This window comes from Christiangramia pacifica, from assembly GCF_057221535.1.
In genome coordinates this window covers 283,640-296,770 of the sequence record NZ_CM170146.1, presented here as the reverse complement: position 1 = coordinate 296,770, position 13,131 = coordinate 283,640, and the positions used below count along the sequence as shown (strand labels likewise).

The following is a 13,131-nucleotide window of genomic DNA, read 5'->3' as shown; positions in this document are numbered from 1 at the left end:
TTAAAATGGAAGTTTGCTGAGATCAACATTTCCGCCGGAAATAATAATACCGACTTTTTTATTTCTGAACCTCTCCTTTTCTTTTAAAATTGCGGCAAGAGGTACGGCGCTGGAGGGTTCTACTATAATTTTCATGCGTTCCCAAATAAGTTTCAAAGCCTCCTTAATTTCATTTTCTGAAACCCGAATAATATCTTCTACATGTTCCAATATAATTGGAAAATTCTGATCCCCGAGCTGGGTTTTTAGTCCATCGGCCATGGTGTTTGCGGTGTCATTAGATTCGATCTTACCACTTTTAAAAGACCTCCAAGCATCATCTGCCTCCATTGGTTCTGCGCCAATACACTTGCAATTGTCTTCGAAATATCTTGCAGCTAAGGCAGTCCCTGCAATCAAACCACCGCCTCCTACAGGGCAAACAATGAAATCCAGGTTGGGATGATCTTCAAGTAACTCTATTGCTGCAGTACCCTGTCCAAGAATAACGTCTATATCATTAGAAGGATGAATAAAAGTTGCGCCCGTTTTTTCCTGGATCTTACTGGCTGTAGCTTCCCGATCTTTTAATGTAGAAAGACATTCAGTGATCTCACCTTTATAGGTTCTGACCGCTGCTTTTTTAACTTCAGGAGCCGAATCTGGCATGACGATATATGCAGGAACCTTTAAATTTTTAGCTGAAAGTGAAAGCGCTTGGGCAAAATTTCCGGAGCTGTGTGTAACTACTCCTTTTTGTTTTTGCTTCTCTGAAAGATTTAAAATTGCATTTGTAGCTCCTCTCATTTTGAAAGCACCCATTTTCTGAAAATTCTCGCATTTAAAATAAAGCTCACATTCAGAAAGCTGGTTTAGTAGACTTGAAGTTAAAACGGGAGTTCGATGGATATGTGGACTCACCCGACTCATAACTTCTTCTAAATGGGATTTCTCTATTTTCAAGATTCTAAAGTTTAGAGTGAAAATAAAAATTCCCCGAAGATCTCGGGGAATTATATAAAAGTTTATTCATCTATCGGTATGGTGAGCATAGGAATTTCAGCTTTTTTGATGAGTTCCATAGACACGCTTTCTTGCAATAGATTATGTAGAAAACTATGCTTATGCGTACCCACTATCAATAGATCAATATTTAGTTTTTTTGCTTCGTTTAAAACAGTTTCTACAGTAGAACCCTGGATTAGCAAAGCATCCGCTTTAATATCTTCACTTATAAAGTTTTTACAGATCTCCTGGAGATTATGGTGCTCCTCGCGATACTCTTCTGCTTTGATATCACGAATATATTGGGGTCCCGGTTCGTAACCAACAAAATCCGGTTCTGGATCTGCAACATGCAAAACCCACACCTTAGACCCAAATTTCTGCGCAAGGCTATCGGCGTAAACCATCAACTCACCAATACTGTCGTTAAAATCGACAGCAACCATGATATTCTTCATTGTATCCATCTGTAAAAGCTTAAATTGTTAGTAACCTTTCTCTAGTTCCACCTGGTTTTTAAGTGGTTCTTCTTCTTTCATCCTGTCGTAGTTCTCAGCAATTTGAGGAACTACAGATTCAGGCTTGGTTAAACTTGCGATGTGAGGCGTAATATTTATTTTGTCATGTTCCCAAAAAGGATGCTCTTCCGGTAACGGCTCTTCTCTGAAAACATCCAAGGAAGCTCCGGAAAGATGACCATTATCGATCATTTCCATTAGGTCATGTTCTACTAAATGTTCCCCTCTACCTACGTTTATTATGTAAGCACCCTGAGGTAACATGTCAAATAAATCTGCGTTAAGAATATTTTCAGTATCCTCTGTTAAAGGTAATAAACAAACCAAAATTTCAGAACTTTCAAGAAACTCCTCCAATTGATCCTTGCCATAGTAAGAATTTACATTTTCACAATCCTTTTGAGTTCTGGACCATCCGTTGATTTTGAAAAAATTCTTGTGTAGTTTATCAGCTACAGCGTTACCAAGCACTCCAAGTCCCATAATACCAACAGTAGTATCCTGTGGTCTCTTGTACTGAAATTTCTCCCATTCTTTTCTGCTTTGGGATTTCACATAATGGTGCAATCCTCTAATGTGATTCATCACCTGGCTTAGTACGAAATCACCCATGTCTTCGGTTAATGTTTCATCAACAACTTTGGTGATCTTTACTCCTTCAGGTAGTGCATCGTCGCTTAAAATATGATCCACACCTGCGCCCATACTGGCGATAACTTTAAGATTTGGATAATTTTTATACAGTCCTCTGGGATGATTCCATGACAAGGCGAATTCTACTTCTTCATTATCATGATCCTCAGGATAAACATATACATTCATTCCTGGATGCTGATTTTTTAGGGCATCCACCCAATTTTCCGGATCCTTCCCCGGACATACAATCAATACAGACATAATTTAGTTTTCTTTTTCATTTTAGCTTACAAAGGCACTGTAACCTGTAATGGCACGGCCCACAATAAGCGAATTAATTTCTTTAGTTCCTTCGTAACTATAGATCGCTTCGGCATCTGCCACAAAACGCGCTACATCATATTCTAATAAAATTCCGTTTCCTCCCATAACCTCGCGAGCCTGGCTAACCACGTCGCGCATTCTCATACTGCAATAAACTTTCGCAAGACTGGCATGCTCATCTTTTAGCATATCCTGATCCTGCATTTCGGAAAGTCTGAAACATAAAGTTTGCATGGAAGTAAGATTTGACAACATCTCTACCAAATGATTCTGAATCAACTGAAAAGAAGCGATTGGTCTTCCAAACTGCTCTCTTTTCTTTGTGTATTTCAGAGCACTTTCGTAAGCACCTCTGGCACATCCTACAGCTTGCCACGCAACTCCGGCTCTGGTCATTCTCAATACATTTGCCGTGTCTTTAAAAGAGTTAGCATTTTGTAATCGGTCACTTTCCGGGATTTTACAATCGGTCAAGGTGATAATGGCATTTTGAACGATTCTCAAAGCCATTTTATCTTGAATCTTTTCAGTTTTGAAACCTGGATTTTCTTTTCTGACTAAAAATCCTTTTACCTGATTAGAATCCAGGTCTCTGGCCCAAATTACCACCACATCAGCAAATGTTGCGTTTCCGATCCATTTCTTCTGTCCCTTCAGAACCCAGTTTTCTCCATCAAACTTACAGGTAGTTTCAAGACCTCCAGCAACTCCTGATCCAACATTTGGTTCCGTAAGACCAAAAGCTCCGATCTTTTCCATCTTCTGCATTTTTGGGAGCCATTCCTGCTTTTGTTCTTCACTTCCGCATAAATAAATAGAGCCCATTGCTAAACCGCTATGGACTCCAAAAAATGTTGAAATCGAAACATCCACCCTGGCAATTTCCTGGGCTATAATTCCTTCCATTAGAAACGGAAGATTAGGACATCCATAACCTTCATAAGGAACTCCAACGATATTCAGATCCCTGAATTTTTCAATCACCTCAAATGGAAACTGATCCTTCTTCCAGTAATCATTCACTAAAGGTCTAACTTCATCTTCCATGAAATTGCGAACCTTTAATTGAATCTCTCTTTGTTCTTTCGTTAATTTCAGATCTAGATTGTAAAAATCACCATCAATAGGAGGGAGGTCATGCTGGCCTTTTTTGCCTTTGCTTTTTAACATTTTCATCAATCCGGCCAGTTGACGGTCATCTAAACTGCCTAAAGATTTCATGGCATCGGCCAGGTCAATTTTTTCATTGATTTTAGCTAATTGATCCATGTCAACCGACTTAAGCAGGTTGATCGTATTTTTTACTTTTCTGAAAATGGACATTGGAAAACCAGTTGGTGAATTTTAAAAATAGGAATTAATAAAGCTCACCGCTGTTAAGGTTTTCCGAAGAAATGATAAAAAAAGGCCGCTTGTTGGCGGCCTTGATTTTTTACGTGAAATAAAATTTATTCGGTGATGGAAATCGCTTCCTTTACTTTATGAACGTAATCCAGTTTTTCCCAGGTAAATAATTCTACTTCTTTGGTAATCTTCCCTTTATACGGACTCTCAAATATCTTGGTAACCGTGCGAGGTTCTTTACCCATGTGCCCATAAGCCGCAGTTTCACGATAGATTGGATTTCTTAGTTTCAATCTGTCTTCTATAGCAGCAGGACGCATGTCAAAAATCTCTTTTACTTTCTCTGCGATTTGCCCATCGGTTAGATCTGTATTTTTCTTTCCGTAAGTATAAACTGAAATTGAAGTTGGTTCAACCACTCCAATCGCATAAGATACCTGAACCAGTATTTCAGGAGCTACGCCCGCAGCAACTAAATTTTTTGCAATATGTCTGGAAGCATAGGCAGCAGAACGGTCAACTTTCGAAGGATCTTTTCCCGAAAATGCGCCACCTCCGTGAGCTCCTTTTCCACCATAAGTATCTACGATGATCTTTCTACCGGTGAGTCCGGCGTCACCATGAGGCCCTCCAATTACAAATTTCCCGGTTGGGTTAATGTGATAAACGATATCGTCATTGAACAATTTCTGAACATATTCCGGAAGTTGCTCTTTTACTCTCGGGATCAGGATCTCGATAATATCCTTTTTTATCTTCGAAAGCATTTTTTCGTCATCAGCATCAAAATCGTCATGTTGAGTAGAAACCACGATCGCCACGATCCTTTGTGGAACGTTATCATCGCTATACTCAATAGTTACCTGACTTTTAGAATCGGGTCTCAGATATTCGATTTCCTTTCCTTCACGTCTAAGTTTGGCAAGTTCGATCAGGATCTTATGAGAAATATCCAGCGCAAGAGGCATATAATTTTCAGTTTCATTGGTCGCATAACCAAACATCATTCCCTGGTCACCAGCACCTTGCTCTTCTTTATTCCCACGATCTACACCCTGGTAAATATCTTGCGACTGCTCGTGGATCAAAGAGATCACACCACAGGAATCCCCACTGAATTTATAAGCGCCTTTGGTATAACCAATATCATTGATCACATCCCTGGCAATATTCTGTACATCTAAATAAGTATTACTTCGCACTTCACCAGCAAGCACCACCTGTCCTGTTGTTACCAGGGTTTCACAGGCAACTTTAGATTCCCCGTCAAATGCGAGAAAATTATCTAATAAGGTATCACTAATCTGATCTGCAATTTTATCCGGGTGCCCTTCAGAAACACTCTCTGAAGTAAATAAATAAGCCATTCAATTCCTTTTTTTAAATTATAAGAACGGTAAAATTTGACGTGAAGGGCTAAGTGGAGTGTAGTAAACATTCTGCTTTAGCATTTTCAAATACTTTTTCAAGTATCATAGGGTTGCAATCAGTCAAATCTATCCCTTTCAATATGTTGGGTACAAATGTATAAAAATTCATATCATACCAAATGGATTTAACGTCAATTTATCCAATTTTGATAGTGACCAATTTCATTTGGGCGTTGCGCTTCGCCATAATTGGCTCGCGCCGGGCTTTCACGGCTCGCTTCCCGATGAAAAATCGGGAGAGCTCAAACAACCGCTCAATCCCTAACGCATTTTAGAATTGAAGAAAGCGAGGCAAAAAAAATGCTTTCAAAACACCAACAAAATAAGAGGATTTAGAATTTTTCCAATTTATTTTCAGGTAAAGACTTGGATTTTAAAAATTTCCGTGCATATCTTTGTAATTCAGAAAACAAGAAAATGATCAGAACTTTTTGCAATATGATGTGTATGATGTGGAAGCCTTCCGCAGCGAACTCTATTGCATAAAACTGAAAAGATATAATTGCAAAAAGCCGCTGCCAACCGCAGCGGCTTTTTTTGTATCCGGATTTTCAAGTTGAAATAAAATATAATGTCATCCTGAACTTTACTCAGGACTTTTGAGAAGCTGAAACAATTTCAGCTTGACGAAAAGGAAAAATTGAAACAGTAAAATAACCAAGCTCCCAGATTGAGTGAAAAATTAAAAGTACTAATGAGAACTTTTGGCAACTTAATGATGATAATGTGTATGGATGTGATGTGTATGCGTCGCATGGAACGCTATTGCCAAAACTTAAGAATTTAATTAGTTATAAAGTTCAATTCTAAAAGTCCCCCTGGTAATAGCATTTCAGGGGGACTTTTTTATTAGGAATAGTTCAATAACATTAAAAAGCAATATCATGAGTACTCAAAATTTTTCAACAAAAGCATTACACGCAGGACACGATGTAAAACAAAATGGCGGAACCAGAGCAGTGCCACTCTATCAAACCACTTCGTATGTATTTAATAATTCCGATCATGCGGCGGCACTTTTCTCGTTAGCCGAACCGGGATATATTTATACTAGAATTAATAATCCAACGCTGGATATCCTGGAGCAGAGACTAGCAGCCCTGGAAGGCGGAATCGCTGCAGTAGTGACGGCATCTGGAACAGCAGCAATTAATACCGCTTTGCTAACATTATTGCGAGCAGGCGATCATATCGTGGCTTCCAGCAGTCTTTACGGCGGAACTTTTAATCTTCTTAAAAATACATTGCCAAGATTTGGGATCACCACAACATTTGTAGATCCTTCAGATCCAACAAATTTCACCAAAGCAGCGAAAGAAAACACAAGGGTGTTTTTTGCTGAGTCTTTAGGAAATCCAAAACTGGATGTTTTAGATTTAAAATCGATCTCAAAAAAAGCAAAAGCTTTCAAGGTTCCATTCATTGTAGACAATACGGTTGCTACCCCTTATCTATTGAATCCTATTGAGCACGGTGCAGATATCGTGATCCATTCTCTAACAAAATATATCAATGGTAATGGAACTGCCCTTGGTGGCGTAATCATCGATGCCGGTAAATTTGACTGGGCAAATGGGAAATTTCCTGAATTCACTGAACCATCTCCAGGCTACCACGGACTGGTTTACCACGAAGCTCTTGAAGAAGCAGCATTTATAGCGAAGGTGCGAATTGAAGGATTGAGAGATCACGGTGCAGCTTTAAGTCCGTTCAACGCCTTCCAGATCATTCAGGGTCTGGAAACCTTAAAAATTAGAATTAAAGAACATAGTAAAAATGCACTGGAACTGGCCAAATGGCTTCAGGAACAGGAAGAAGTGGAATGGGTTAATTATCCCGGACTTGAAAATAGCAATTATTATAAACTGGCTAAAGAATATCTGCCGGAGGGCCAGAGCGGACTCGTAACATTCGGTTTAAAAGGAGGTTTTGACGCTGCTAAAACCGTAGTGGACGAAGCTAAAGTATTCTCATTATTGGCAAATATTGGAGATACAAAATCTTTAATAATTCACCCGGCGAGTACTACACATCAGCAACTTAAAGAAGATGAGCAGGTTTCAACAGGAGTGACTCCAGATCTAGTTCGCTTGTCTGTTGGATTAGAAGATGTGGAAGATCTTAAGAATGACCTGAAGGAGGCTTTCGCTCAAATTAAAAAGAAATCATTGGTTTAAAATGTTGGTTGATTAAAACATCCGGGAAAAGTACAGAAAACCTTTTCCCGGTTTAAACTAAAAGAAATGCTTGAAGAGATTAAAATAGAAAACTTTAAAAATTCCGCAGGAACCGTTCAGGATATAAACCTGAGTTACCAGTTCTTCGGAAAGAAACCAACAGAAGCCCCGATCATTCTTGTAAACCATGCGCTAACGGGAAATTCTTTGGTAACTGGCAGTAAAGGCTGGTGGAAAGATCTAATTGGTAAGAATAAGTGTATCGATATTGATAAGTTTTGTGTCCTTGCATTCAACATTCCGGGAAACGGGTTTAAAGGTCACGAAGATCAATTCTTTGAAAATTACAAGGAATTCAGGTTGAGGGATATCGCGGAGATACAGGCTCAGGCTCTTGAAAAACTGAATATCACCAAACTTTTTGCCATTATCGGTGGAAGTATAGGCGGAGCATTAGCCTGGGAACTGGCAGTTCTAAAACCAGCGCTAGCTGAAAATATAATTCCGATCGCTTGTGATTATAAATCTACTGACTGGCTGGTGGCGAATTGCAGTATCCAGGATCATATTCTGAATAATTCATCTAACCCTGTGCACGACGCCAGAATGCATGCGATGACCTTTTATCGTACTCCACAATCTTTAGCTCAAAAATTTAAAGGTAAAAGGAATCAGGAAAATCAGGCATTCGAGGTGGAGAACTGGCTTTTGCATCACGGTGAGAAATTGAAAAATCGATTTACACTTCCATCATATAAATTGATGAATCACTTGCTAACCACGATCGATATTACTCATGGTTCTGGGGATTACCTGGAGGCGGCAAGCAGGATAAAAGGTGATATCCACATTGTAACGGTGAATTCAGACCTGTTTTTTCTGGCGGAAGAGAACTGGAATACTTATGTCGAGCTATCCTTATTGAAAAGTAATATTAGTATCCACGAGATTAGGTCTATCCACGGCCACGATGCTTTTTTAATCGAAACAGATCAGTTGAACAGATTTTTAAAACCAATATTTCAAGTAACTACACAAAACTATGAAAACAATACATCTCGCTCTGTTTGGGCCGGGTAAAGTAGGCAGTAAACTACTGGAACAATTAGCAATTTCTGAGGAACATTTAAAAAATTCTTCAGGATTGATCGTGAAATTGATTCTGGTAGCCGATTCCTCGCATGCTCTTTTAAATTCAAATGGAATAAAGTCTGATTGGAATAAAGGTTTTAAAAAAAGCTCAAAGCAATATTCCTTTAAAGAGATCGAGGAATATTTTAAAAAACATGATTTTGAAAATTTGGTTTCCATAGACACCACCGCCAGTGAAGAGTTTCCGCAACGGTATTTTGCCCTGGTACAAGCCGGTAGTCACATTATCGCAGCCAATAAAGTTGCGAACACATTGTCTTCTGAATTTTATACAGAGCTGAGAAATGAATTGAAAAAGAACAAGAAAAATTTTATTTACGAAACGAATGTTGGCGCCGGACTTCCCATAGTCGAAACTCTTAGGAATCTTCATCTATCGGGAGAAAAGGTCACCAGAATAAGAGGAGTGTTTTCAGGATCTCTGAGCTACATTTTCAATACCTATTCAAAAGAAGATAAGGAGTTTTCGAAAGTCTTGGAAGAAGCGGGAATTTTAGGATATACCGAACCTGATGCCCGTATCGATCTAAGCGGAAAGGACGTGGGCAGAAAATTGCTCATCCTGGCACGAGAACTTCAGTTGAAAAAGGAATTCGAAGAAGTGAAAATTGAATCTCTTATTCCTAAACAACTGAATGGAGATACCACGCTGGAAGAATTCAATTCCAGGATTTCAGAACTGGATGGACATTTTGCAGGCTACAGATCTAAAAAATTAAAGGATGAAGTGCTCAGATATATTGGAGAACTGGATGTGGAAAAGGACAGCCTGGAAGCTAAGCTTATCAATGAGCCAAAAGCTTCGGTCCTTGGACAAATAGAGGGAGCCGATAATATTTTCGAGATCTACACAGAATCTTATAAGGATCAGCCGTTAGTGATTCGCGGTGCAGGAGCGGGAGCAGAAGTGACCGCTAGAGGAGTATTTGGAGATATTTTGAAAATATCTGAACGATTAAACTAAAATAAGATGGACAACCTACAATCTATAGCGAAAGATAAAAGTGACTTTAACGATTATTATCATGAGAATTTTGAAACGATCGCCGTAAGAACTCAAAGTGAAAGAACGCAATTTCAGGAGCATTCAGTGCCGTTGTATCTAACTTCAAGTTATTTATTTGAAGATTCAGAAGATATGAGGGCGAGTTTTGCCGAGGAGAAGGAGCGTAATATCTATAGCAGATATAGCAACCCTAACACTTCAGAATTTATTGAAAAGGTTACTAAAATGGAAGGTGCAGAAGCTGGTTTTGCTTTCGCGACCGGAATGGCCGCTGTTTTTTCGACCCTTGCGGCTTTGCTTAATAGCGGAGATCATATTGTCGCAGCTAGATCTGTATTCGGGTCGACGCATGGTTTATTCACCAAATATTTTCCGAAATGGAATATTTCACATTCCTATTTTGATGTGAATCAGCCGGAATCTATCGAAAATTATATAAAGCCGGAAACAAAGATTCTTTTCGCAGAATCTCCTACAAATCCCGGAGTTGATATTCTGGACCTGGAATATCTGGGTAAAATTGCCAGAAAACATGATCTCATATTAATCATCGATAATTGCTTTGCTACGCCATATATTCAGAACCCGATTAAATTCGGAGCCGACCTGGTGATACATTCGGCTACCAAATTGATCGACGGCCAGGGAAGAGTGCTCGGAGGAGTTACTGTTGGAAAAGAAGACTTAATAAGAGAAATCTATTTATTCAGTAGAAATACGGGTCCGGCCCTTTCACCATTTAATGCCTGGATACTTTCAAAAAGCTTAGAAACATTATCGGTTCGGTTGAAAAAACATTGCGAAAATGCCTTGAAAGTGGCTGAATTTCTGGAAAATGTTGAGCAAACCGGGAATGTAAAATATCCTTTTCTGAAATCACATCCACAGTATGAAGTGGCGAAAAAACAGATGAGATTGGGCGGAAATGTGGTGGCATTTGAATTAAAAGGAGGAATTGATGCTGGGCGAAGATTTATAGATAATCTAAAACTTTGCTCAAGATCTGCTAATCTTGGTGATACGCGTACCATTGTGACGCATCCAGCATCAACCACACATAGTAAGTTAAGTGAAAATGAACGACTGGAAGCAGGAATTAGTGACGGATTAGTAAGAATCTCCGTTGGATTGGAACATGTTGATGATATTATTAATGATTTAAAAAACGCATTGAATAATTAGGAAAGGCAAAGGTAAAATATTTTTATATTCGTCTCATGCTTTCCAAAAAGACCAAGTACGGAATTAAGGCGCTGGCGTACATCGCCAGGAAAAAGGACAGGAAACCAGTCCAGGCTTCAGAAATAGCTGAAAGTGAAAATATTTCTCAGAAATTTCTTGAAAGTATTCTTTTGGAATTGAGAAAATCGGGTTTTCTGGGATCTAAAAAAGGAAAAGGTGGTGGTTATTATCTCATCAAAGAACCGGATGAGATCAGAATGACCGCGGTTATCCGTGTTCTGGAAGGACCCATTGCGATGGTTCCCTGTGTAAGCCTTAATTATTATGAAAAGTGTGATGATTGTCCGGATGAAAATACCTGTTCAGTGCACAAGCTGATGATCCAGGTTAGGGACGCTTCACTGAATGTACTTGGCGAAAATACTCTGGAGGATATTGCCTTTGTGCAATAGCGAGAAGTGTTAAAATAAGATTTTTATAAAGGAATTAATTGGTGTTTAAACGAGTGAAGTCTAGTTTTGCTAAAAACCTAGTAAATCTATAGGATTATAATTTTAATGAAGAGATTATGTTGATGTTACTAAATCATTCTAAAGCGAAGAATACATATAAAAGAGATAAGGCTACGGAAAAACCTATGCGTAGTATTTTAAAAACTATTAGCTGGAGAATGGTAGGAACCATAGATACTATAGTGATATCTTGGATATTAACGGGACAGATTGAAACTGCTCTGGCCATTGGTTCAGTAGAATTGGTAACTAAAATGATCCTCTATTTCGGGCATGAAAGAATCTGGAATTTAATTCCTTATGGAAAAGAATAGTTATGGAAAGGATAAATGACAAAGAGCTTAAAGAGCTCAATAAAAATTTTAAAGAAGCAAAGCCCGAAGAGATTATCGGCTGGGCCATAAAGAAAGCAAAATCACCTGTAGTTACTACTAATTTTCGTCCTTATGAAGCTTCTATAATTTACGCATGTAATTCAGTTCAGCCGGGGATAGATGTGATTTGGTGCGATACTGGTTATAATACGCCTCAAACTTACAAACATGCAAAAGGATTGATAGAATCCTTAGAACTCAACATTTCACTATATACGCCGGTACAATCGGCGGCTTATAGAGATGCTGTGAATGGTGGAATTCCATCCGTGGATAGTTCTTTTCATGCAGAATTCACCCGTCAGGTGAAACTCGAGCCATTTCAAAGAGCAATGGCAGAACACAAACCAGATGTCTGGTTCACCAACTTAAGGAAAGGTCAGACGACATTCAGGGATAGTATAAATATTCTGAGTTATAGTAAAGATGGAATTTTAAAGGTGAGTCCTTTTTATCACTATTCAGATAAGGAGCTTGATGTTTATTTAGAGAAAAATGGATTGCCTAATGAATTTAAATATTTCGATCCTACCAAAGTATTAGATAATAGAGAATGCGGTTTACACGCTTAAAAGTTTATAAATGAGTTCAATTTTAAATCAAAATACACTAGAAAGCGAGGCTATTTACATCTTCAGGGAAGTGGTGGCTCAATTTGAAAATCCTGTTCTTCTTTTTTCAGGAGGAAAAGATTCCATTACGCTGGTAAGATTAGCTCAGAAGTCATTTTATCCGGCTAAGATTCCTTTTCCGCTAATGCATATAGATACCGGGCATAATTTTCCGGAAACTATAGAATTTAGAGATCGCCTGGTTGAAGAGCTTGGATTGAATCTCATCGTTAGAAAAGTTCAGGATGATATAGACAAAGGAATTTCTATCGAGGAGAAAGGAAAATATTCCAGCCGGAATTCGCTACAAACTAATACGCTTCTGAATGCCATCGAGGAATTCAAATTTGATGCCTGTATTGGCGGTGCTCGTAGAGATGAGGAGAAGGCCAGGGCAAAAGAGCGAATATTTTCAGTTAGAAACGATTTTGGAGAATGGGATGAAAAGAACCAGCGTCCGGAAGTTTTCGATATGCTCAACGGAAGGATAGATATTGGTCAGAATGTTAGAGTTTTCCCTATTTCAAACTGGACAGAACTGGACGTTTGGAGTTATATAGCTTCAGAGAAAATTGAGATTCCATCGATCTATTTTGCTCACGACCGCGAAATATTCGAACGTGACGGCTTGATATGGACGGCTTCAGAATATGTTTATAAAGACGATCACGAAACCACAGAAACAAAACGTGTAAGATTCAGAACCGTTGGTGATATTACCTGTACCGCCGCTGTAGAATCTGAAGCAGATACGGTAGAAAAGATCATTCAGGAAATTAGAGATTCAGCTATTTCTGAAAGAGGAGCCAGAATTGACGATAAAAGGTCAGAAGCCGCTATGGAAACAAGAAAACAACAGGGTTATTTCTAAAAAAAGCAAA

The 13,131-nt window shown here is 38.8% G+C and carries 13 protein-coding genes; 8 read left to right on the top strand and 5 right to left on the bottom strand.

What is annotated here, in order from left to right; all coding sequences use genetic code 11:
- The 5 genes from AC2S94_RS01365 to metK form a co-directional block, all read right to left on the bottom strand.
- Positions 1 to 909 carry a threonine/serine dehydratase family protein gene (locus tag AC2S94_RS01365; RefSeq protein ID WP_484630884.1) on the bottom strand — a complete coding sequence of 303 codons (909 nt, stop codon included), beginning with the start codon at positions 907 to 909 and terminating at the stop codon, positions 1 to 3.
- A gap of 95 nt (positions 910 to 1,004) precedes the next feature.
- On the bottom strand, positions 1,005 to 1,451 hold the full coding sequence (locus AC2S94_RS01360) for a universal stress protein (protein ID WP_484629723.1): 447 nt from the start codon (positions 1,449 to 1,451) through the stop codon (positions 1,005 to 1,007).
- An 18-nt stretch (positions 1,452 to 1,469) separates the two neighbouring features.
- Positions 1,470 to 2,399, bottom strand: a complete 930-nt coding sequence (locus tag AC2S94_RS01355) for a 2-hydroxyacid dehydrogenase (RefSeq protein ID WP_484629722.1) — start codon at positions 2,397 to 2,399, stop codon at positions 1,470 to 1,472.
- Positions 2,400 to 2,420: 21 nt separating this feature from the next.
- Entirely contained in the window at positions 2,421 to 3,785 is a 1,365-nt protein-coding gene (locus AC2S94_RS01350) for an acyl-CoA dehydrogenase family protein (protein ID WP_484629721.1), read from the bottom strand.
- 125 nt (positions 3,786 to 3,910) lie between these two features.
- Positions 3,911 to 5,173 (bottom strand): methionine adenosyltransferase, encoded by a 1,263-nt coding sequence (metK, locus tag AC2S94_RS01345; RefSeq protein WP_484629720.1) that lies wholly within the window; start codon positions 5,171 to 5,173, stop codon positions 3,911 to 3,913.
- Between the two features lie 947 nt (positions 5,174 to 6,120).
- On the opposite strand from metK, the gene AC2S94_RS01340 reads away from it, so the two are divergent.
- The 8 genes from AC2S94_RS01340 (at position 6,121) to cysD (ending at position 13,121) form a co-directional block, all read left to right on the top strand.
- Entirely contained in the window at positions 6,121 to 7,413 is a 1,293-nt protein-coding gene (locus tag AC2S94_RS01340; protein WP_484629719.1) for an O-acetylhomoserine aminocarboxypropyltransferase/cysteine synthase family protein, read from the top strand.
- A 66-nt stretch (positions 7,414 to 7,479) separates the two neighbouring features.
- A complete protein-coding gene (locus tag AC2S94_RS01335; protein ID WP_484629718.1) occupies positions 7,480 to 8,493 on the top strand; it encodes an alpha/beta fold hydrolase in 1,014 nt (337 codons plus the stop codon).
- Positions 8,456 to 9,529: a homoserine dehydrogenase family protein gene (locus AC2S94_RS01330; RefSeq protein ID WP_484629717.1), complete on the top strand. Its 1,074-nt coding sequence runs from the start codon at positions 8,456 to 8,458 to the stop codon at positions 9,527 to 9,529. The genes AC2S94_RS01335 and AC2S94_RS01330 overlap by 38 nt, the downstream gene beginning before the upstream one ends.
- A gap of 6 nt (positions 9,530 to 9,535) precedes the next feature.
- Complete coding sequence (locus tag AC2S94_RS01325) at positions 9,536 to 10,753, top strand: trans-sulfuration enzyme family protein (protein ID WP_484629716.1); 1,218 nt, start codon at positions 9,536 to 9,538, stop codon at positions 10,751 to 10,753.
- A gap of 35 nt (positions 10,754 to 10,788) precedes the next feature.
- Positions 10,789 to 11,205, top strand: coding sequence for an RrF2 family transcriptional regulator (locus AC2S94_RS01320; RefSeq protein ID WP_484629715.1), 417 nt, complete (start codon positions 10,789 to 10,791; stop codon positions 11,203 to 11,205).
- A 116-nt stretch (positions 11,206 to 11,321) separates the two neighbouring features.
- Positions 11,322 to 11,579, top strand: coding sequence for a DUF2061 domain-containing protein (locus AC2S94_RS01315; protein WP_484629714.1), 258 nt, complete (start codon positions 11,322 to 11,324; stop codon positions 11,577 to 11,579).
- A gap of 2 nt (positions 11,580 to 11,581) precedes the next feature.
- Positions 11,582 to 12,211, top strand: coding sequence for a phosphoadenosine phosphosulfate reductase domain-containing protein (locus tag AC2S94_RS01310; RefSeq protein ID WP_484629713.1), 630 nt, complete (start codon positions 11,582 to 11,584; stop codon positions 12,209 to 12,211).
- A 10-nt stretch (positions 12,212 to 12,221) separates the two neighbouring features.
- On the top strand, positions 12,222 to 13,121 hold the full coding sequence (gene cysD, locus AC2S94_RS01305; RefSeq protein WP_484629712.1) for a sulfate adenylyltransferase subunit CysD: 900 nt from the start codon (positions 12,222 to 12,224) through the stop codon (positions 13,119 to 13,121).
- The last annotated feature ends 10 nt before the right edge of the window (positions 13,122 to 13,131 follow it).